Annotated in this window: 11 protein-coding genes; 2 read left to right on the top strand and 9 right to left on the bottom strand. The window is 42.7% G+C overall.

The genetic code is table 11. From position 1 onward, the window contains the following. Positions 1-34 precede the first annotated feature (34 nt). Both QT327_RS09110 and QT327_RS09105 read left to right on the top strand, forming a co-directional pair. A complete protein-coding gene (locus QT327_RS09110; protein WP_246860269.1) occupies positions 35-1144 on the top strand; it encodes a glycoside hydrolase family 43 protein in 1110 nt (369 codons plus the stop codon). 9 nt (positions 1145-1153) lie between these two features. After that, positions 1154-3130, top strand: a complete 1977-nt coding sequence (locus tag QT327_RS09105; protein ID WP_210421308.1) for a sialate O-acetylesterase — start codon at positions 1154-1156, stop codon at positions 3128-3130. 109 nt (positions 3131-3239) lie between these two features. On the opposite strand, the gene QT327_RS09100 is transcribed toward QT327_RS09105, so the two are convergent. The 9 genes from QT327_RS09100 to QT327_RS09060 form a co-directional block, all read right to left on the bottom strand. Then, on the bottom strand, positions 3240-4358 hold the full coding sequence (locus QT327_RS09100) for an endo-1,4-beta-xylanase (protein WP_149105522.1): 1119 nt from the start codon (positions 4356-4358) through the stop codon (positions 3240-3242). 175 nt (positions 4359-4533) lie between these two features. Then, entirely contained in the window at positions 4534-8697 is a 4164-nt protein-coding gene (locus QT327_RS09095) for a hybrid sensor histidine kinase/response regulator transcription factor (RefSeq protein ID WP_149105521.1), read from the bottom strand. A gap of 759 nt (positions 8698-9456) precedes the next feature. After that, complete coding sequence (locus QT327_RS09090) at positions 9457-10293, bottom strand: alpha/beta hydrolase (RefSeq protein WP_013665924.1); 837 nt, start codon at positions 10291-10293, stop codon at positions 9457-9459. A 62-nt stretch (positions 10294-10355) separates the two neighbouring features. Further along, complete coding sequence (locus QT327_RS09085) at positions 10356-12122, bottom strand: glycoside hydrolase family 43 protein (protein ID WP_149105520.1); 1767 nt, start codon at positions 12120-12122, stop codon at positions 10356-10358. 66 nt (positions 12123-12188) lie between these two features. Beyond that, a complete protein-coding gene (locus tag QT327_RS09080) occupies positions 12189-14720 on the bottom strand; it encodes a glycosyl hydrolase 115 family protein (RefSeq protein ID WP_149105519.1) in 2532 nt (843 codons plus the stop codon). A 14-nt stretch (positions 14721-14734) separates the two neighbouring features. Continuing rightward, on the bottom strand, positions 14735-16300 hold the full coding sequence (locus QT327_RS09075; RefSeq protein ID WP_149105518.1) for a glycoside hydrolase family 43 protein: 1566 nt from the start codon (positions 16298-16300) through the stop codon (positions 14735-14737). Between the two features lie 51 nt (positions 16301-16351). After that, positions 16352-18304, bottom strand: coding sequence for a RagB/SusD family nutrient uptake outer membrane protein (locus QT327_RS09070; protein WP_013665920.1), 1953 nt, complete (start codon positions 18302-18304; stop codon positions 16352-16354). A gap of 33 nt (positions 18305-18337) precedes the next feature. Continuing rightward, positions 18338-21439 (bottom strand): SusC/RagA family TonB-linked outer membrane protein, encoded by a 3102-nt coding sequence (locus QT327_RS09065; RefSeq protein ID WP_130857165.1) that lies wholly within the window; start codon positions 21437-21439, stop codon positions 18338-18340. Between the two features lie 468 nt (positions 21440-21907). Beyond that, complete coding sequence (locus tag QT327_RS09060) at positions 21908-23557, bottom strand: alpha-L-fucosidase (RefSeq protein ID WP_168204555.1); 1650 nt, start codon at positions 23555-23557, stop codon at positions 21908-21910. Positions 23558-23578 lie beyond the last annotated feature (21 nt).

Here is a 23578-nt window from a genome sequence, read left to right as displayed (position 1 = left end):
TATCCGTTTAAACAAAAATAAGAAATCAATAAATATGAGAAAAAAGATGTCCGTTTGGCTACTAGCCGTTCCATTTATCTATGCTTGCTCCGGAAATCATCAACAACAGCAATCACAACAAAGCGACGAAGCAGAACAGAAGAAGCAAAGCTTCTTATCCCCACCGTTGATTCATTCTATTTACACGGCCGATCCATCTGCCCATGTTTTTGATGGTAAAATTTATATTTATCCTTCACATGATATTGATGCGGGAACGACTGAAAATGATAATGGAGACCACTTTGCCATGCGTGATTATCATATCTTATCGATGGATAGTATCAATGGATCGGTAACCGATCATGGTGTTGCCCTATCGGTTGAAGATATTCCCTGGGCAAAGCGACAGCTGTGGGCTCCGGATGCCGCTTATAAAGACGGCACCTATTACCTATATTTCCCCGCAAAGGATAAAGAAGATATTTTCCGGATCGGTGTAGCAACAGCCACCAAGCCGACGGGCCCTTTCAAAGCTTTCAAAGAACCGATAGCAGGAAGTTGTAGTATCGATCCAGCCGTATTTGTAGACGATGACGGCACCGCCTATATGTACTTTGGCGGTATTTGGGGAGGGCAACTGCAGCGTTGGGAAACCGGCACCTACCAAGCAAACGGCTCATTGACCGACTTAAAGCAGGATGATGCACCCGCTATTAGCTGCCGCGTAGCAAAACTGAAATCAAATATGACAGAATTTGACGGCCCCGTTGGGAAAGCAATGCTTATCGACAGTGCCGGGAAGCCTATTTTAGGAGGCGATCATGATCGACGTTTCTTCGAAGGTGCCTGGATGCATAAATATAAAGGCCGATATTACTTCACTTATTCTACCGGCGACACCCATTTTTTAGCCTATGCGATAGGCGATTCTCCTATGGGCCCTTTTACTTATGCCGGTCATTTTATGAAGCCTGTTCAAGGTTGGACGACGCACCACTCCATTATAGAATTCAAAGGAAAATGGTATATATTTTATCATGACACGGAGTTGTCGGGAAAAACACATTTACGGAATATAAAAGTAACGGAGCTTAAGCACAATCCAGACGGAACATTGGGAATGATCGATCCATTTAAAGCCAATACAGCCCTGAATCAATAAAAACATATCGTGAATCACATCTTAGTACATGAAGCGCACAACCGCCGTATATCAGGCAAATACCAGCTCCTTTTTAGCTTATTTAGCTTCTTGACGTTCATATCCTTAACATCAGAGGCGGCAATTAAACTACCGAGGCTCATTGGTAATAGCATGGTGCTTCAGCGCGATCATCCCATTCATCTTTGGGGATGGGCAGATCCTGGAGAATTGATAGAAATAAACTTCCGAGGTCATCAACGCACAACAAAAGCCAACTCAATGGGTGATTGGCAGGTCTACCTACCCGCAATGCCGGCAGGTGGACCTTATGACATGGTTATTCAGGGCAAGAATACCATCCAATTGAAAAACATCTTATTGGGCGACGTATGGTTCTGCTCTGGCCAGTCGAATATGGAACTACCGATTTCAAGGGTAGCGCCAAAATATCAGCGGGAAATCGATACGGCCGAGTCATTTACTATTCGCCAGTTCAAAGTGCCTTTACGTTATGATTTTAATATTACCGCAACTGACGTTGCGTCAGGGAACTGGAAATCAGTTACGCCGGATGAAGTACTCAACTTCTCAGCTGTTGGCTACTTCTTTGCTAAACATTTGCAAGAAACACTACGAGTTCCCATTGGCATCATTCACTGTGCTGTGGGAGGCTCTCCGATTGAGGCTTGGTTATCGGAAGAGGCTATACAGAAATATCCTGATTTATTGGCCAAAACACAACGATATCAAGACAGCTTATTAGTCGATAGTATAAAAAAAATCGATAAACGAAAAACCGAAATTTGGCATGCGACTTTGGATGCAAAAGATAAAGGATTAACGGGAGTTCCAAAATGGTATGAAAGTTCCTATACGTTTCAAACAGATCAGGTTATTCAAATACCAGGGAAATGGGATGAGTGTGGAAGCGTTTGGTTGAAAAAAGATTTTAACGTGCCATCTTCTCTTCTTACGAAAGAAGCAATGCTCCACTTAGGAAGAATTGTAGATAGCGACCAAGCTTATATCAATGGTGTTTTAGTTGGCTCTACCGGATATCAATACCCACCACGGCGCTATAAGATCCCGCCCGGGCTTTTAAAGCCGGGAAAAAACACCTTGGTGGTTCGTGTAGTAACTCAAAGCAAGCATGGTGAATTTATACCGGATAAAGATTATGCGCTAACAACCTATTCTGACACCATCAGCCTAAAAGGAGATTGGAGCTTTCAAGTCGGTGCCCTTACACAAGCCTTCCCAACAGATCTTGTCACCTTTCAATACCAACCAACCGGGCTATCTAATGCAATGGCAGCCCCTCTTTTTCCGTATAGCATCAAAGGCATATTATGGTACCAGGGTGAATCGAATATCGCAACTTATCAAAGTTATACTGCTTTGCTTAGGGATTTAATCAATGAGTGGAGAAAAAAATGGAACGATCAGAACTTGCCTTTTCTATATGTGCAACTACCAAACTATAATCCCAAACAGCAACAACCTACCGAGAGCGCTTGGGCAAATTTACGCGAAGCGCAACGACTTGGCTTAAAAACTGCTCATACCAACATGGCTGTGGCCATTGATTTGGGAGAATGGAATGACATACATCCCCTGGACAAGAAAAATATAGGGAAGCGGCTGGCCTTATTAGCCTTGAAAAATGTATATCATCAGAAAGGAATGGTGGCTTCAGGCCCTATACTAAAATCATGGAAAGTAAAGGGCAATCGAGTCGAACTTAACTTTGATGACCAAGGAGCTGCCTTGGATTTGCGACCTGAAAACAATCTATTAGGTTTTACATTAGCCGGTACGGATGGCAAATTTGTTTGGGCTAAAACGGAAGTTCGTGGCAACACAATCATTCTTTCCGCTCCAGCGATACAACAACCAGCAAAAGTTCGATATGCTTGGGCAGACAATCCCATCGCGGGACTTTACAATACTGCTGGTTTACCTGCTTCGCCATTTGAGATCGATTTAAGTAAACAAGCTCCTTGACAGGGTTTAGCCATTTCTATCACAATGAAGGTATACAATGAATACAATTGATCCTTGACGATAGCTTCGCATATGGTTTAAATGCGTATGATAAATATCGATTTACAAACTAGTTTTTGAAATCAACTACTTTATAGTAAGCTTTTTTACGTTCAAGATTGCGATCAAATAGCAAGGGATAATTCTTCCTACCCTGTACAGGATAATGATCTAACCACGAATAACGGTCCGATAAATTCCAGAAGGTCACACTGGTAATATGACTTTTATATTTTCTGAAAACGGAAAAGATCATTTCATACTGTGCTATTTGCTTTTCTTCAAGCGCTGGGGTTAAAGCATCGATCTCACCCGGGCGCTTCCTTCTTCTTTCTTTTTCCCAAGGATACACGGACACATCCAGTTCGGTAAAATGCAGCTGCAAACCAAGTGAAGCGTAACGTTCAATGGCTTGTTCCAGATCAGAAGTAGAAGGCTCGAAAATTGACCAATGCCCCTGTAACCCGATCCCATGAATAGGGACACCGTCATCCACTAGTTTTTTCACCAAACGATATATCCGCTCTCTCTTCTCCGGACGTTCGCTGTTATAATCGTTATAAAATAAGAGCGCATCCGGATCAACTTCATGCGCATACTCAAACGCCTTCGCCAGTATCTCTTCACCGGCAATCTCCAACCACTTAGACTGACGCAGAAACTGCTTCGGATTGTCATCGATAACTTCATTCAGCACATCCCAAGCATAAACTTTCCCTTTGTAACGCCCAACCACCGTAGTAATATGATCTTTCAGCCTTTTTAATAAAGTATCTTTTGTCACAGGAGCTCCTTGATCATCAAGGAAAAACCAATCAGGGACCTGCTCATGCCAAAGCAGTGTATGTCCTCTAACACGCAATCGATTTTTCTGCGCAAAGGCAACGATACTATCAGCAAGAGCCCAATTATATTCCAGTTTTCGGGGGTGTATCACTTCCATTTTCATGGCGTTCTCTGGCGTAATACTATTAAACTCCTGTAGTAATAAATGGGCCTCTTGTCCTGCAAGCGACCGCCCATTGACCGCTACGCCTATAGGAAAAAATTCTTGATAATAGTCTTTCAATCCTTTTGTATTATTTTGGGCCATCAGCGACTGCACACATAAAAGCACGAATAAGAATAAACAAATGGCGTTTGTAGGAGATGAATTGATTGCGTTTGTTTTTGATTTCCGATATAACATATGGCTATAATATTTCAGTTATGGATCTATTGACAAGAAGTATTTATCAAAAATATCCGTTAACCGAATGATTACGCCGATGCTAATCGAGAAAAAAGAGATAAAAATGTTTAAATCCAGCGATCGCTTCGTCGTCCCTCCTTGAAAAGACGAAAATAGGGAGCGTCCCCTTCCTTTATTTCTCCTCCTGCATCATCACATTCCTGCCCTTTGAAACTGCCTGAATAAATTCTGAAGGTGTCAGCTGATACTTTGCTTTAAAAACTTTGGTAAAATAATTGGGATTGGCAAAGCCCGTTTCATAAGCAACTTCAGCAACGTTCATATCGCTTTTCTCCAGTAAATAGGCTGCTCTTTCTAGTTTTGCGGCACGTATAAATTCTACAGGGGTCATACCGGTAAACTCCAATAATCGATTGTATAGAGATGCTCGGCTAATAAAAAGGTGTGCGCTCACACTTTCGACTGATAATTGGCTATTGCCCATATTTTCGTGGATATAGGCAACCACTTTCTGCAAGAATTTTTCTCTTTCGGATACCACTTCGTCTTCAGGAACCGTTATACTGATTTGTTTAGAATAGGCATCTTTAAATGCCTGGTTTAAAGACAACAAATTAGCTATCTTAGTCTGCAAGACAGCAAAGTCAAAAGGTTTAGTCATGTAATCGGTCGCTCCGGATTCCAAACCAAGCAACAATCCTTTTTCTTCATTTGATGCCGTTAGCAAAACAACCGGAATATGTTTCGTTCGCTTATCTGACTTCAATTTCCGAACTAAATCCAGCCCATTCATCACCGGCATTTGAATGTCACAAACGATAATATCCGGGTGGTGAAAAAGAGCCCGTTGCCATCCTTCCTTTCCATCTGCGGCTTCAAACACTCTATAGTAGGATTTTAAGTTATCTTTAATATAAAAGCGGAAATCATCGTCATCCTCTATAATCAAAACGGAAGCATGCGACGTAAGCAGCTCACTTTCCATGGGCGTCTTGTCATAAGGTGTGGTTGGCTTTGTTTCATATGCTGCCGACACTGTTTCGTCTAAATCTGACGTTACGCGTTTAAGGTTTACATCAAAAGAAAAAATGCTTCCCTTACCAGGCTCGCTTATTACTTGCAATTTACCACCATGCATATCTACAAAAGTCCGCGCGATAGATAAGCCAATACCGGTACCTTGATTCAGTATCATTGCACCTGAATCATATTGAAAAAAACTATCAAATATCCGTTGCTGAGCTTCTTTGGGAATACCAATGCCGGAATCTTTCACGGCAACATGTAATGATACGAATTCATTGTTCGCACCACTTTCAATTTTTTCTAAATTTAAAGATATGGCCCCTCCCTCTGGTGTAAACTTGAAAGCATTGGATAGTAAATTGAATAAGATCCGCTCAATCTTATCATGGTCGAACCAAGCGGAAACCGACGATAAGGAGGTATAAAATGCGTAATCGATTTTTTTTCGACTGGCCAGATCGTTAAAAGAATCACTAATCTCCTCTATAAAAGAAACGAAATTGCCCGGTGTACATTGCAGCCGTAATTCCTTCTCTTCCATTTTTCTAAAATCAAGCAGTTGATTCACCAGATTCAGTAATCGACGAGCATTTCGCTTAATCAAATTCAACTGGCTAGATTGCCCTGGTTCCTGTGTCTGTGCTATCAAATTATCAACAGGCCCCATAATGAGCGAAATTGGCGTGCGAAATTCGTGGCTCAGATTGGTCAAAAATTTAATCTTCATCCGATCCAATTGATGTAGATGCTCAGCTTCCTTACGCTCTTGTTCTAATAGCTGTTTAGCCTGCAGACGCTCCTGCTCCAAGGCAAATTTTGCCTCCAGTTTTTTAATGCCCCGATGACGTATATACAATAAAACACCTCCAATCACTATCATATACACCATATAAGCATATATAGTACGCCAGAAAGGTGGTGCGACAGTCACGCGTATGGACCTACCTTCTTTATTCCAAACCCCATCGTTATTACTTGCTTGCACATGAAATGTATACGCTCCCGGATCCAAATTTGTATAGTAAGCACTATGTTCCCTACCCGCAATAATCCAATTTTTGTCAAATCCTTCCAGTTTGTATCGATATCGATTCTCTTCTGCTACTGTAAAATTCAATGCTTCAAAGGAGATCAAAAAGTTCTGTTTGTATTTTAATTGAATTTCTTTCGCCATTAATAAGGAACTGCGAATGGGGCCCTCCTTTGAAGGTGAAATGCGCTGGTTATCGATCTTTAAGTCTGTTAAAATTACCGGTGGCACATTCTTATTTATCTTTAGTTGGGAAGGATTAAAGTGGTTGAATCCTTTTTGTCCGCCAAAGAAAATTTCACCATCACTAAGACACAAACCGGAGCCCAATACAAAAGATCCCGTCTGTAAACCGGCATGATAAGAATAATTTTTGAAACTATTTTCTTTTATATCGTATGAACTTAATCCTTTGTTGGTACTGAACCACAATTTACCCGAGTGGTCCTCAAGAATTTTCTGAACCACGCCATTGATCAAGCCATCATTTTCTGACAAGGTGATAAATTTCCCGGTTCCTTTCTTTAGATATCCGATCCCGTTGCCCGCTGTACCAACCCAAATATTTCCTTCTCGATCCTCCTTAATGGTTAACACGTAATTACTCGGCAACCCACTATTGGCTTTATTATAAAATGAAAACCTCTTATTTTCAGGATTAAAGATGGAGATGCCGGAGCCAAAGGTACCGATCCAAATGCGACCACCTCGATCCTCTTCAATGGATCGAATGTAATTACTGGCAGGCTGTGTCGGGTCATCTTCGCGTATAGCTGTGTGGACGAATTTCTCAATACGCTCCTCGTCGACATGTAGCAAATTAAGCCCTCCTCCATTTGTTCCAATCCAGAGATTGCCTTTTCTGTCTTCCTTTAAACAAAAAATATCGGCATGGTTTAAATGCTTCGCTCCCTTGCCCTTTATGTATTGCTTGCTGCGTTTACTCTCGGGGTTGTATGAAAATAAGCCATCCATATAGGTTCCCAACCACAAACGATTGTTATGTCCCATTTCCATGGCCAGGACACTCAGATCGTGCGCACAATCACGTTTTGGCTTGGGTATTTCTATATGTTGCAACAAATTCGAGGAACGGTCATATAGATGCAGACCACCTCCATCGGTGCCTACAAATACATTTTGGCCATATTCGGCAAAAGCCGTTACAATCGGCGAACGTAATCCATAAGGGTCGAAGATATTGCATTCCTTTAAATTAAATTGACTCAGGTTTTTGTCATATTTATTGAGTCCGCCCTGATAAGTGCCCACCCAATATATTCCTGCTTTATCAATAAGGATGGAACGGATTGATCGGCTGCTTAAACTCTGCATATTCCGTTTATCCGGTCTAAAGCTCCGGATTTTTAAAGACGCCACATCTAATACATCTAAACCTTCATCCGTACCTACCCAAAGACCATTTACGCCGTCAGGCGCCAAAGCGTATACTTTATCGCTACTGATTTTCAATGGAGCCGAGGTTGAATAATAATTTCTGAACGTCCATTTTCCTTTCTCTAGCATACCGAGCCCTCCCATTGTTCCAACCCAGAGTTGTCCCATCCCATCCTCTGTTATGGCAGTTACATAATCGTCTGCCAGGCTTCCCTTGTCGGATTCCCGATGTTTAAAAGTCGCTAATAATTCGAGTTTATGGTTATAAACGTACAGACCACTATCGGTGCCAATCCACATTTGTTGCTTTTTATCTCTAAAAATCACCAATGTATTCTTTCCCGAAAAAGTGTCCATCAATTTAGCATAGTCGTCATGATCAACGAGGTGTTTCGTATGGGGATTAAAGATATATAAAGCCCCATACGAAGCAACCCAAATATTCCCTCGACTATCGTCTCCGATGCTCGTAATAGCTGTACTGAATTTTTTACGGAGCGGTTGTCCCCTATAGTTAATGATGGCATCTTTGCTACGATCGTAAAAGCTTAATGCCCCGCCATTGGTTCCAATCCAAAGACATCCATTCGAAGCTTCGTATAAAGCCGTAATGTGGTTTGCTCGAAGACTTTCTTCTTCCTGGGGGTTATGTCGATATACTTTGAAATTTGTTCCATCAAAGCGATTAAGGCCATCCTCGGTAGCCAGCCATAACAAACCAAAACTATCCTTCCAAATACCATATACCGTATTAGATGAAAGACCGTCTTTGGTGGAGTAGCTTTTAAACCCTGTAGGTAGTTCATGACCGCCTACAACACAAAAACAACATAGGCAAAAAAAGACCAGTATAACGTAATGACCAGTAATACTTCGCATCATAACAGGCTCCTTTCAGAAAAACTGAATTAATTAGTTAGTTGATGCTAAAGTAAGCAAATAGAATTGGATTTTCACATAAAAATATGCGATAAACGTTTTAGCGACACTAAAAATAACTGTTTCATTACTAATAGATTACAAAAATAACCAACGTTGGCAATTTTAACAGGTATTCACAAGAGATAAGTATTATAATTTATATATGTGACCATCGGCTTTTTGCACTTAAACAAGGGTTTCGCTTCAATATACAGAAGAAGGTGTTTATATTAAAAGAAGGTTTTCTTAATCAAATCTATCGTGTTCTTTTTGTCTTAACACAAAAAGAACAAAAAGTCAAGGCGTGTGTAGGCTACCTTGCAACCGATGGCAAAGCATCACTGGCGCGTATTGGAGCCGTTTCACTTCCTCAATCCGCTTGGGGATTGCAATATGAGCGAGGGTGCAAATGCTTTACTGCTCGTTGCGTCGATATCCTCCAAGGCCGTTTTTCCTAGCGCGGGACTGTATTTAAGACTAAAGATAATACGTTCGGTTAAAAGTAAAAACCCACCGTTCTGCAATATGTCGCCTCTAAAATTTACAAGTAGTACTGGGAGGCACTGTCGTTCCTGTAAATTTTAAAGCGACGAGTTTTGCGTCACTTTTTTGCGGAAAAAAGTGACTAAAGAAAATGTTTCTTTTTAAAAGCTATATCCCCGATAGCTTTCCGATAATCATTTTTATTTAAACTCAACGACTTTCTGCGAGACACAATGGTCATTTAAATATTTTTTGACTGAACCAATAGAGATCGTTCTTCCATACGTTAAAATCGTGCCCACCGGATTCAACATAATAAAGATGGGGCACTTGGTGTTTTTTTAAGTAATCGTGCAGTCGGCGACTAAAGGTGATTAAGCGATCTTCATCTCCACAGGAAATCCACAAAAGTTTCAGTTTGCTTTTAGCGTAAGCGGCATCAGGAACCAGCTCTTCAGGTGTTTTAGTATTAGGAGCCGACGAAAAACCACCTATCCAAGCAAAGCTTTCGAGATTGCCAAGGCCGAAATTTAAAGACTGCCCGCCTCCCATTGAAAGCCCTGCTAATGCACGATGCTCCCGATCGGTATACACCGGATAATTCTGCTCGATAAAAGGAATCAAATCCTGGAGCAAGTCTTGTTCAAATCGAGCAAATGCCTGTACCTTTACACTATCGAAAACGTTGCCAATAGCACGATCATCTTCCATAGCTCTACCGTTCGGAAGTACAACCAACATTGGCTCTATTTTCCCCTCTGCGTATAGATTATCCAAGATGATATGCGGTTGCCCATTAACAAACCATTCTTTTTCATCACCACCAATGCCATGCAAAAGATATAAAACCGGATACTTTTTGTTAGCTGAAAAGCCGGGGGGCGTATATACGAGTGCTTTGCGATCTTTACCAACCACGGCAGACGGATAAGATAAGGTATCAATTTTACCATGTGGAATATTGGTCTGCGGTTTATCGAAGTCCACTGGGGCAGCTCCAAGCTTATCCTGTGCTAAACAACTGCATGTCAATGCAATTAGCCCAATTAAAAGAGTACAACTTGTTGTTTTCATCCAATTATTTTCTTTTATTCATTTTTTGCTTGCTTTTATAAGCATCATGCCGCCTTCAGCGGTCAATCGCTCTTAGGGCTTATATCATTTGCCTTCGTCGCATATAGTCCGATGAGTGCACCGGTAAAACCACCGGCTACATCTGTTGACAGGATATCCCCCGAAACAGCTCCACCCAAATTTTTAAAATTCTTTCCATCAAAAGCATAGCTGAATTGGTAGCGATCTCCTTGCGCCGAAACTTGCAGTTCAATTGGTTTACTTATGTCAATTCGTTCTTGCGCGATAAGCTCGGACTGGCCATTCCTTGTACGCTGTAAAACCAGGTAATGTTGTTGTCCTTTTTTCGTAATACCAAAAACATAATGAAACGTTTCCTTTTGTAAACAAGTAATCCCTGCCAAATGCTTTTCGGACATCGGTTGATAGGTCATACGAACTGTTGCCGAAAAATCCTTATGTTGTTGTCTATAAAACAAGGCCGATGTGGGCTTTATTTCATTAATGTTGGTTTCCAAAGGCGTTATTCGTAGTCCTTCCTTACCCGTTTGGACGAAGTTTTCCCGAGGGCCTCTTACGCCGATCCATCGCATATCCAAGGTCTTTCCCTTAAAATCATCAATGAACGCGAAATTCCCATTAGGTAGAAAGCCATTTTTTCCGGTCTTGTTGACCACACCTGATGGCATTTTCAATTTCACAGGCATCGGTTCGAGCCCCCCTTCAAACACCGGGAACACACCTGACCAATCTACCGGCAATATAAAAGTCTCACGTCCCGTATTCACACGGTTTGCCTCATTAGGCCTAACACCCAAAAAAACGCCGTAATATTTCCCATCAGGACCCTCCACCAAATCGGCATGTCCAGCCCAGTCGACCTTATTTTTCCTATCCTTTGGCAGATGCCGTTGACTCAGAATCGGATTTTTAGGTGCTGGTTCGAAAGGTCCTTTAGGGTTATCGCTAACAAAAACAACTTCACTGTGTTGATCACCGGTACCACCTTCTGCACACATCAAATAATACCGCCCATTTCTTTTATAGAGATGCGGGCCTTCTATCCAGATCGGCTTCTTACTGATATCTACACCTCCGTCAACAATCACCTTATCTGAACCCGGTATGATCTGATCACGTTCCAGATCATAATCCCATATTTTTATAACCCGATGACCATTATATTGCTCCTTACCCTTCTCGGGTGCATCGTTATGAACCACGTAAGCTTTTCCGTTATCGTCAAAAAACAGCGCTGGATCAATTCCTTCAAAATCGAGTTTGATCGGGTCGCTCCACCCTTTCAGAGGATCTTTCGTTTTTACCACCATGTTTCCTATCCCCCCCGCAAATTGTGTTGTGATCATATAAAAGGTCTCGTTATGAGGATTGTAGCTAATATCCGGCGCATATATTCCCTCGCTCATACCCGCATTTGTTACCTTCAGCTGCGAAGGCCGATCAAGAACGTGCCCAATTTGTTTCCAGTTAACCAAATCCTTGGAATGAAAAATAGGAACACCCGGAAAAAATGCGAAAGACGAATTCACTAAGTAATAATCATCACCTTTACGCGTAATGCTCGGATCTGGATAACACCCCTGTAATATTGGTGTATAGAATTCATTTGCCTTCAGCGGATTTTTTTGATAAACTTCATCCTTTCCCTCATACTTAAAATAGGTGAAAAGCGGAGCGGAATCGAACGGATCCGCTGAACTATTGGTTACCTGTGCTTGTGAAGGCCAAGGTAAAAGCGCAAAAAATACTATTAAAAAAATAGGACTGATCGGAAAGCGTAACGGTGTGCCTTTAATTTTCTTCATCATATAATTCTATTATTGTTTCGTCTTCTGTCTGTATGATCCTTTGTTCTCATCTTCAGGTGCTAAGCGTTAATCATCTCTTTTGTACTCACTTTGTGGGGGACCTAAATATGATGGTTTTAATCCCCCTACATCCAAAATAATCTTCTGAAACACAATACCTGGTTCCAACGGACGGATGCGAATCGTATGAAGCCCCGCCTTTTCGATAAGGTGTGTAGTAGCGGTTTCTATGATCCGTTTCGCCTGCCATTCACCGAGCTCTCCCCGATAATGCCCATTGATATTCACCTCCTGCTCAGCCCCTCCGTCCATAGACACGGCATAACGTAAACCTTTATTCGCATTGAAATTTAAAGTTGGCGAAGTTAAAACAATCAATTTTGCTTTTCCTGTCGCCCGGAGATCTATCTTATACTCAAGGTATACCTGTTCATTGGGGGTATTGGTCACCGGAGCGGTTGTTACACCGGAAAACGTTTTTCCTAGATCCGGTATGATCGTCCATGCAACCTTGTCGCTCCCACTAGCGATATGGTAATTTTCAGCCTCCATCGATACATAACCGTCGGCCTCTATAAAAATTTTATGTTTCGGCTTCGTCATAGGCAAATAACTTACATCAGGCATCGTGCTTTTGTGAGGCTCTTGCCAAATCTTATAGCCAATCCGAATCTGATCCATCATATGCGACCACTTGCCATTCGCTATATCTTTATTATAATGTACGGTTAATATTGAATCGCGTTCGAAACAGCGCTTAACCTGATCGGCCCAATAATTAGCTCGCTCATTATTTTTGTTCGCGAAAAATCGGTTTTTGGCTACTGCATAATACATTTCGTATAAATTAGAACATGCATTGATAGGAAACAGGACCAATTCGTCAAAAGCGTACCGATACTGTTGAGGCAATATGTAGTAAAGTCGCATGGCATCGATCAATAAATTACGATAGTCTTCAACCACGCGTTCAAACTCACCATAGTTTTCCAAACTGTAGGTGTTTTCGTCCAACAATTCAGGTGTAATCCGATGATTATATTTTGTATAAGTATTGATCAAACGGGCCGATTCTTTTGCATACTTTTCACCGAATTGTTGTGCACACCAGCTTTCAGTATGCTGTAGCAAATTGGACGCGTTAAACTGATTTGGGTTCCATGCCATGTCCAGGAAAAATGAAATCGGGTATTCCATCGGTTTTAAATCACCTACATTCACAATCCATATCTGGTCCACTCCATATTGATAAGCCAGGTTCATCTGTTCCCAAACGCGTTGCACCTGACTGACATTAATCCACTTGGAATTGCGGGGACCGCCCACGTAATCGAAATGATAGTAAATCCCATAACCGCCGCTCCTTTTTTTTGCAGCCGGATCCGGTAGCTTCCGTATATTTCCCCAGTTGTCGTCGCAAAGCAATAGGGTTACATCATCGGGTACGCGCATTCCTTTATCATAATAATCCTGCACCTCCTTATATAAGGCCCAAAGTTGAGGTGTTTCTTTCGCAACTTTGCCGGTCTCATCGGCAATAATTTTGCGCTGGTCGTTCACAATTTGCTCCAGCAGCTGGATGTTACTCTCCTCGCTCATCGGCTCATCACCGTCGCCACGCATACCGATGGTGACAACACTTTCTCTAGCTCCCATCCTACGAATGCCACTTCGCCAGAAATCCCGAAGGTTCTCGGCATTCTGCTGATAATCCCAAGGTCCTTTACCATAACGGCGCCATTCATCATGAGCTCGGGTCAGTGGTTCATGATGCGATGTTCCCATAACTATTCCCATTCTGTCGGCCCAAATTGCATTTTCGGGGTCATCATCATAGAAAGCGCTTCCCCACATAGCCGGCCAGAGGTAATTGCCTTTTAGACGCAGAATAAGCTCAAAAACATGCTCATAAAATTCATGGTTAAAGCCACCAAACTTTTCTTTAGCCCAACCGGATAATGCAGGAGCTTCGTCATTTAAAAAAATACCACGGTACTTAACCTTCGGTTGGCTGATTGTCTTTATCGAGCGGGCATACACCGCGGAATGCCGCTGAATAGGAACATCCGCCCACCAATACCAAGGCGATACGCCCATCTGTTTAGATAACTCATAAATGCCATAGATCGTTCCACGCCGATCACTTCCCACAATAAGTAATGCTTTTTCTACACCAGGTAATGGATTGTCTATCGTTTGTGTCAGCGATGCTTCCCACTGCCCACGGATTGCAGATACATCAAGCTTCTTCTGTTTTACTAATTGATCGATCAATGGATTCCGGCCCAAGGTACCTATTAAAAGCAGCGTTTTACTCCCTGCCGACACTTGATCGGGTGTCACTATGGGTTCAACACCGGTTACCTTTTCAAAATCTTGCCGCAACTGATCTATTGCCCGGACAACCGCGTCATCTTCGTTTCCTCCCCCTATAATGGGAATTGCGTTGCCGCCTTTTACCAGAGGCAAGTAGCCCGGTTGTTCAGTGAAGTCAATATATGCAGGTATATCAACGCTTGCAGCAATCAACGAAAAACTTATCTGCAGTGCTAAAATCGTAAGTAACAAAGCTCTAAAAATAGACCGAATCGCTATCATGTTATTTGTCTTTATCATTTATCCTTATAGTCAAAAAAATCAATGTCTACATATCCTCCGGTATTTTTAGTTGCGTAATTGAACAATCCAAACCGATAACCCATAAAGTGGGGCAAGGTATAAGACATTTTCAAAGATGTTCCAATCGATATCCATTTTTCCCCGTCTAGACTAAAAAAGAAATTGGCAACGTCCCTCTTATCCCTGAAATCGCATGCAGCTTTCAGATATACGCGTTGTTGATCCAAGGGAATTTTTGCAAACTCCTTAAGACTACCGGTCGAAGCATTAACCATGACCAAATATTTTTGATTACCCACTGATTGGACGCCAACTATTCCATAATTTTTTTGTAAAAGAGATAAGCCGGCAAAATCGCCATCTTTCATTTTGGCCACTTCTATGGCAATGCTCGCACTACAAGCAGGACCTATTGTCCGCTGTGTTAATGTATTTCTTGCTTGTAAGAAGTTGGTATCAATGCGACCGGTTTTCAACCGGAGGTATCCCTCACGCTCGGTCACGGACCAAAGCGTATCCACCGGGTTATGATTCCACTGCCATACTAGAGGTAATTTTATTTCTCCTTTTTTGCGACTGAAATTGTCCGAATTAACGATGCCTGGAACCAAGCCTTTACTTGCAGGTAAATTTAGCTCTTGGGGTACCTTACCATCAATGCCCAATATTGGCCAATCATCTTTCCATTGAACGGGTACTAAAAACGGAATACGACCAACCGCACCATGATCTTGAAACAGATAAGCGTACCATTCGCCATGAGTGCTCTCAATCAAGCCCCCTTGTGCTACGCCTTTATCTTGCAACATCACCCGCCCTTCATAAGGTCCCATCAACTGATCAGCGCGATGAACAATGACCGTACGCATGCCTCCCGGAGGCCAGGATATATTAAAAAGATAGTATTTCCCGTTTACCTTAAATAGCTGAGAACCTTCTGCCGGCAATCCGCCCCGCGTTCCATTCGGTGTACTTGGCAACGTTGCATTGTCGATCAACACATGTTGGGTTTCAGGCTTTATGCCGGAAAAATCCGGCAATAACTCAACAATATGCAGTTGGCCACTGCCCCAAATCATATAAGCCTTATCATCTTCAAAAAAGAGGGTATGATCGTGCATCATCGGCTTGAACTCTTTTACCTCCCAAGGACCTTTTTCTATATCTTTAGTCATATAGATATAGGTTTTACCGGTAGTCTGCGCGAATGTACTTACATAATAAACCCCCTTGTGGTATCGAAGACTACTGGCCCAAGAACCTCTACCATAAGTATTTTTGCCATGATTCAGATTGAGTTCATCCATATCGGCCAAAGCCTTATGAGCATAGCCAATCAGCTCCCAATTGATGAGGTCTTTGGATTTCATCAAAGGTAGCCCGGGATTCATGTGCATGGTAGTACTACTCATATAATAAGTATCTTCAACACGAATCATTGACATATCCGGCACATCCGAAAAAATAACAGGATTTCGAGCTTTTGCATTTTGGGCTATGCTACTTAAAGGCATCAATATCATCAATACCGCCCCACTTAAAAGGAACAATCTTTTCATGGTCTATTTTAATTGACAGCCCACCATGAGCTGTCTCTCATTATTCTACTCCTAGTTATATCCCGGATTTTGATACGCAGCTTTTTCCGCTTCCGTCATTTGCATACCATCTAATTGACCTTGCGGTATAGGACGCAAATAATGGAAAGGTTGGATGCTCCGTGTCACGGTCATCGGCGTATGATCGCCAATACCATTGCCTCCTATACGATAGTTAGCCGACAATTCAGCCCATTTCTGAGTCCGCACCAAATCGTACCAACGGTAACCTTCTCCATAGTACTCCCGGGAACGTTCGGCCAAAATATAGTTAATATCAATCGTAGTAGGCGTAGCTGCAGTCATCTGCGCACTGTAATCGGCTATCTTTTCCATATTTCCCGCATTATCGAATGTCCATTTTCCTGCACGCGCCCGTATTACGTTAATCAGTTCTCTGGCCGATTTACCACCCTGTACGGCAGCCCCCTTAACAGCTGCCTCAGCAGCAATAAAGTAAAGTTCAGAAAATTTAGCGATATTAAAAGGCCGAGTACTTCCCGCATTAGGTTGACCTAAACCGTCGCCGTTATCTGTGCGGTAGGTTCCTAACTTCCAAAGGCCCGGATACCTTAGCCTACTGACCCCTTCGGGAGAAATAACGAAATCTGCCCGTCCCGGTAATGCACCGGCTCCTACATTACTTTTTGAGGCCCAGTTAGCATAATCAATTGGCGTTTCAGGTTCTTCCGTCAAAAAAGTCAATATCGGATCCCCCGGATTAACAGGCAAGTTATTCGCATTGTATAACACCGCTTGGGAAACACCGGCCTTTGGCCAGTTCCCACGATAAACGGTCACGAAAGTACCATCATACCGCGAATCATTGGTTTTATCCGCAAAGGTATTTTTTATGACGTCAATGGTTGGCGCCATCCGCGTCCATGGGCGGCCCAACGACTGCACGGCCTCGCGTTGCACGGAGCTCACGGCATTCGACCACGAAGCATCGCTACCACTTCTAAGGAGGGTATAATTCCAGGTAAACATCCAAACAGCGAAATTATCAGGTGCACCGCCGCTTCCATATTCTAAGCTTCCTCCATTGTAAAATGCACTCTTCTCCGTATGATCCGCATACAATAAAATTTCACTATTGCGATCGTTTGATCCGATATGTATGTCATAATAGCTTGGTTGTAAACTAAAGGGTCCCGGGTTGTCAATTGCTTCTACGGCTATATTATAAGCCTGCTGAAAATACCATTGAGCGTCGTGTCCATCGGGGTCTGTCCTACCAACTTCGGGATATGTAGGGATATTATTTGGGTTTTCGAGCCACCACGCATAGGTAAGGTAGGCTTTCGCTAAATAAAGTCGAGCAAGCGTTTTCGTTACACCACCCGTTACCCGTCCGGCATTCGGTAGATTTTCCACCGCTAAGAGTAAATCGGGAAAAATCGCTTTCGTATACACTTCCGGCACGGTATTACGAACCGAAAAACGAACGGGATTGGTATTAAATTTCAATTCACCGGCTCCTAAGTCTAACGGCACTCCCCCATAGGTTTGCACCAGCAAGAAATAATCAAATGCACGAAAGAACCGAGCCTCTGCCACAATTGATTCAGCCACCCCTACATTAGCTGCATTTTCAATAATTCCACTTGCCGTGTTTATATTTGGAAAGCTTACATTCCAAACAAAACTCGTAGGATGGCTTGTGGCACTAATCTGACCGACACCCGACAGGTCCATATCTCTAAAGTTCCCATCTGCACTCTGCGCATAGGTCGCTTCATCCGTACCGGTAATACAAGAGTTATAATAGTAGGCCTCGCCATATAAATAGCGTAAATGTGCATACATAGACGTTATGCCACCCAAAACACCTTTTTCGGTAGAAAAGTAATCGGGAGTAAAAATACTGCGCGGCTGCTCGTCTAAAATTTTTGAGCAACCAGTCATTAATAATACCGCCAAGGCAGTACCGAGAAAACTTTTTATATTTATAATCGCTTTCATTTTTTATTTCTTTAATGGTTAACCGTCAAGGCATTAAAAAACAAGATTGAGCCCTACCACATAATTGCGGGTTGCAGGTGCATTCGTTCCAATTGTCAAAATCCGGTTCGGATAAGACGATACAGCTGAATTTTCGTCACCGAATGAGTTCGTTTCCGGATCCATGCCTGATTCACGATGATAAGGTGAAAACATAACAAAGGGATTTTGAACGGTAAAGTATCCACGTAAGCGCATGTTCGGGCTTTTAATTAAACTTCGATTAAAGTCGTACCCCAAAGAAATAGTACGTAGCTTCAAAAATGAAGCGTCAAAATAACCCAATGTGCTACCATACTTCGGATTATCGCCGCTAAGCGGTCCAGCTGGATTAGGATATTTCGCATCCGTATTCTCCGGAGTCCAATAGTCGACTTTCACATTATTATTACGCGTAGTAAGTGTATTCAAATACCCTCCTGACCCATATAAAGTACTCACCAGTAGTCCGCCGCTTTTGAAAAAGCCCACCACACTTAAATCGAATCCTTTGTACGCCAATCGTGTATTAAAACCGCCTTCAAAATCCGGATCAACATTCATCACTTGTCGATCGTCCGCATTAATAGGCCTAACAGGCGTACCATCATCATTGTAGCCGCCGGTATACTTCACCTTAATCATCCCGACCTTACCACCCGGTTCCAAAATATCCAAGTGAGGATCGCCCTCTTGCCACAGACCTATTTTTTCATAATCATAGATTGCATTGATGTTATAGCCAACAAACCAGGAATTGCCCACATCCTGTGTGGCACCTGATGCAAGCGCGGTCAATTTATTTCGGTTCGCATAAAGGTTGACCCCAAGATCCCAAGTTAAACCATCTCGTCCGCCGGCTAAGATAGTCCCATTCAATGTCAACTCGATCCCTTTATTCTGTGTCTGTCCGATGTTAGCCGTATAACTCTGCACGCCGGATGTTGGCGGTAAACCGACACCAAGCAGTAAGTCTTTCGTATGCGTTGTATAATATTCAATTGTTCCTGATAAACGATTACTCAGCAGCGAAAAATCAAGTCCGTAGTTCCACGTTTCCGAAAATTCCCAGCCCAAGTTGCTATTCGGCAATTGAGTCACATAATATCCAACGGCATAATTTTCCTCACCGAAATTGTAAGGCCGCGTACTTAGACGCCCCAATGTAGCATAAGGAGCAATGGCTTGGTTGGATGTTTGTCCATAGCCCACCCGTAACTTCAACATATTTATCCAATCAATCCCTTTCATAAACGATTCATTGGCAACATTCCATCCAGCAGATACCGCCGGATATGTATGCCAGCGATGTTCGGGGGCTAACCTTGAAGAAGCATCCGAGCGCAGGGTAGCTGATAGCATATAGCGATTATCATAGTCATACATGACTCTTCCCATCCAGGACATCAAGCCCCATAAGGTATAATTCTGTTGATCCGGATTGATGGTAATTTCTCCGGTGGCGTGCCCCAAATTATAAAACTGGAAAGCTTCAGAAGGAATATCCCTCGCGGACATTGCCGAAGAATTATACTTTTGCCGTTCCGCAGAATAAAGTCCGGTGAAATTCAAATGATGTTTTTCTGCTATTGTTTTATCGTAAGTAATCAGGTTTTCCACGGTCCAATGATAAGTATGCGCGTTACTGATTCCCGCAGTAGATATTGTTTGCGGGTTTACGTTATTGACTCCTTCCCCCGTGTAATTACCATTATTACTTTGAATAAAATCCAGACCAAGGTTAACACGGTATTTCAATCCCTCCACCCAAGGGATATTCACCTCACCATACATCGAATTATAGGTTGCAAAGCCTCTGGTTTCGTTGATCCACATTCCGTCGTCATGTAGCCCCTCTACCACCTTTCTGGTCAACACATAATTATCGCCTAAAGAGGCGTTCACGGTTCTTTTTAGCGTGCCATCTTCATTATAAGGGTTGAGGATCGGCGAGGCAGCCAATACACCAAATAAGCCAAGTTGATTACCAGCGCTGATGTTATAATTGCTATTCGTTGTGAATCCCACGCGAAAATGTTTACCAATCCCTTGGTCAATTGAGCTACGTAACGAATATCTTTTATATTGTTGCGTAGGAATCAAGCCTTGGTTCTGATAAAATGCAGCCCCAACATTATAGCTCCCCTTTTCCGTACCACCGGAAATTCCGATATCGTGGCTATTTACTGCTCCGGTCCGGTAATTCAGATCCTGCCAATCGGTGTTCACGTTATCGGCCTCATCTACACCATTTGAAAAGATACCGGCAGCTTTACGTAAGGCTACAAATTCTTCCCCATTCATCATGGGGTATCTGGCAAATAAGGTTTGCGCGCCATAGTAAGCGTTATAGCTAAACTTTGCCTGCTCACCTTGCTGCCCTTTATTAGTGGTAACCAAAATCACCCCATTTGCACCTCGCGAACCATATATAGCCGTCGCAGAGGCATCTTTTAACACGTCTATACTTTTAATATCATTTGGATTAATATCTCCAAGTGAGCCCGGAAACGGGATACCATCCAAAACAACCAGTGGATTATTATCTGCTGTCAAAGAACGGGTACCGCGGATACGGATCTGCATTGTTGCCCCTGGCCGGGTGGATGTTTGTGCTAATTGGACGCCTGGCAAACGGCCTTGCAAGGCTTGTGAAATATTCGGCGTAGGTACCTGGTTTAGATCGCTTCCGCTAATTGATGCCACGGAACCTGTCACTGACTCTTTTCGTTGCGTACCATAGCCTACCACTACGACTTCAGAAAGCGCTTCGGCATTTGGAGCAAGGTCTACGTTTAGTGAGCTTTGTCCAGCTGCTTTTACTTCTTTCGACACATAACCGATATAAGAGAAAACCAAAACGGCATTTATATCGGGTACATTCAGGGAATAATACCCATCTTCGTTGGTTTTAGTTCCGATAGAAGTGCCTTTTACTTGAATACTAGCACCGGGAAAGCCTTTTCCGGATTCATCAACTACCCTTCCTTTTATCGCATGCTGCGCTTGTGCATTCATGATTGGTAGCATACAAAGGGCGACTATAAAAGCAAGACCGTAATGCTTCAGTCCGCGCCATTGCCCCATAACATAAGTTTGTAAAATTGGATGTTCCATAAAATAATTGTTAGCTTATAACATAGGTTAAATTGTGAACAGCGTTTTTAAAGCCCGACTAATAAAATTCAACGATCGGTAAAAATATTCTGCAAAAAAATCGACGACTTATTAGGCTGACTTATACTAAATTTGATGATCACAGCAAGACAAAAATATTTATACAGGCTCAGGAACAACCTATAAAAATGTTGACATTCCTAGCAAAAATGTTTAATCAGATGTCAAAAAACATCATTTTTCAACAAAAGCAGTCGATTCAGGCATTATTTAACGCCAACGTTAGCATTAATGCGTTTTCTTGACGGGAATAGGTCTGATCATTTGACGGACTCCTTTTCACACAGAACAAACGAGAGCGCTTTATAATACAGGCATCGATTTTGATTATCTTAAAACAAAAGATGCCCCTTACGGGGCACACTTTCACCAATAACCAATAATTTATATAGAACTTTTTACGATATATTAAGTGATCTTAAGTACATAAGCCGGTTCGTCCTTTTCGGCGATCTCAGGCAATGTCACTGCTAGCCCAGCTATAGTTTGTTCGAATTTTAGTTCATTGCTTCTACCTAGAAGGGTTACTTTCTTTACCTTATGGCTATCTGCCCTCAAATTGTTAATCAAAACGTTGCCGGTTTCAGACCATCCCATTAAAATGGCATATATTACCCCGTTCTTCGTTGTGAAGCGGATATCGGCGGCGGTTAACGGTTTGTTCTTATCCTCATTGAAACCAGGGCCGGACAGTGGAGCAACGCCTTCCATGGCCGGGCCTTCCCCGAAAACCTTCCAAGGCCTTGTCCCAATGATAGCCTCACTGTTAACGCCCATCCAGGAAGCAATTCCTTCCACTGTGTTCCGTGCCTCCGAATCGATGGAACCATCACCACGAAGCGGCACACTCAGCAAGAGATTACCGTTCTTACTAACGACATCTGCCAGCATATGGATTACCGTTTTGGCACTTTTATAGCTTTTATTATCATAGATTCGTCTATCATAATGCCAAGCACCTATACAGGTGCAGGTTTGCCAGGGCTCTTTTTCGATTTTGTCGCTTTGTCCTCGCTCAATATCCCATACCATACATTTCCGTTGCTGTTCATTCAAGATTTTACCATTGATAACCGCCTCCAGCTTTCCTTTATTTTTTTGCTGATTGACATTGTAGTAATGAGCTGCAATACGCAGTCCGGCATCATCAATTGGCCAGAGCGGAAGTACCGTATCATCAAAATAAACCAGATCAGGGTCATAATTATCGATTAGCTCAACCGTCCGATCATGAAAGTTTTCACAATAAGCTTTGGAAGGAACACTCACTCCCGAGCTCACGTCCCAGCTCCATTGGCGGTGGATCATGTTGTGGTCTTCGCTGTTTTCGCTCAAAGGGTGGTTCTGCGCATACAGCTCTTGCGGATCAAGACCATCCCACCATTTTCCGTTTCCGTCAGACTTCGTGAGTTTTCCATCATAAGGGATGTCTTTGAGCGGGCCATTTTTATCGGCTCTTTGGGAAGTTTCATACCAGGTCCAGGCATGCGCGGCATGCACACTTACGCCGAAGCGCAATCCACGTTTTTTGGCAGCCTTAGCCCAACCCGCAACCAAATCTTTTTTTGGACCAATTTTGGTAGAATTCCACGGCTGATGGCTGCTATCATAAAGGTCCATATTATCATGGTGATTAGCTAGCGCCACAAAATATTGTGCTCCGGCACGTTTATATAGGTCCAATAACATTTCAGGATCCCATTTATCCGCTTTCCATTCGTTTATTACATCTTTAAAGCCGAACTTAGAAGGATGACCGTACTTCTCCACATGGTATTTATATTGATCACTCCCTTCCTGATACATACCTCTTGCATACCAGTCGCCTCTTTCGGGTTGACATTGAGGGCCCCAATGTGCCCAAATACCGAATTTCGCGTCACGGAACCAATCGGGAACCTGATACTGTTCCAACGACTTCCATTCCGGTTTAAAATCGACTTTCGCAATCGGTGCATGGGGATGCAAGGTGTTAAAGGTCGACCTAGCAATTGATTTACTCAACCAAAGCGAGGGAATGGCCATTCCAAGGGCTTTTATTACGGTTCTTCTTTCCATTAATTTCTTGTCTTAAGTATT

Origin of the sequence: Olivibacter sp. 47 (assembly GCF_030372825.1) — a bacterium.
Classification (GTDB): Bacteria; Bacteroidota; Bacteroidia; order Sphingobacteriales; family Sphingobacteriaceae; genus Olivibacter; species Olivibacter oleidegradans.
The sequence above is the reverse complement of the archived record's forward strand: the minus strand, read 5'-3'. Positions and strand labels throughout refer to the sequence as shown.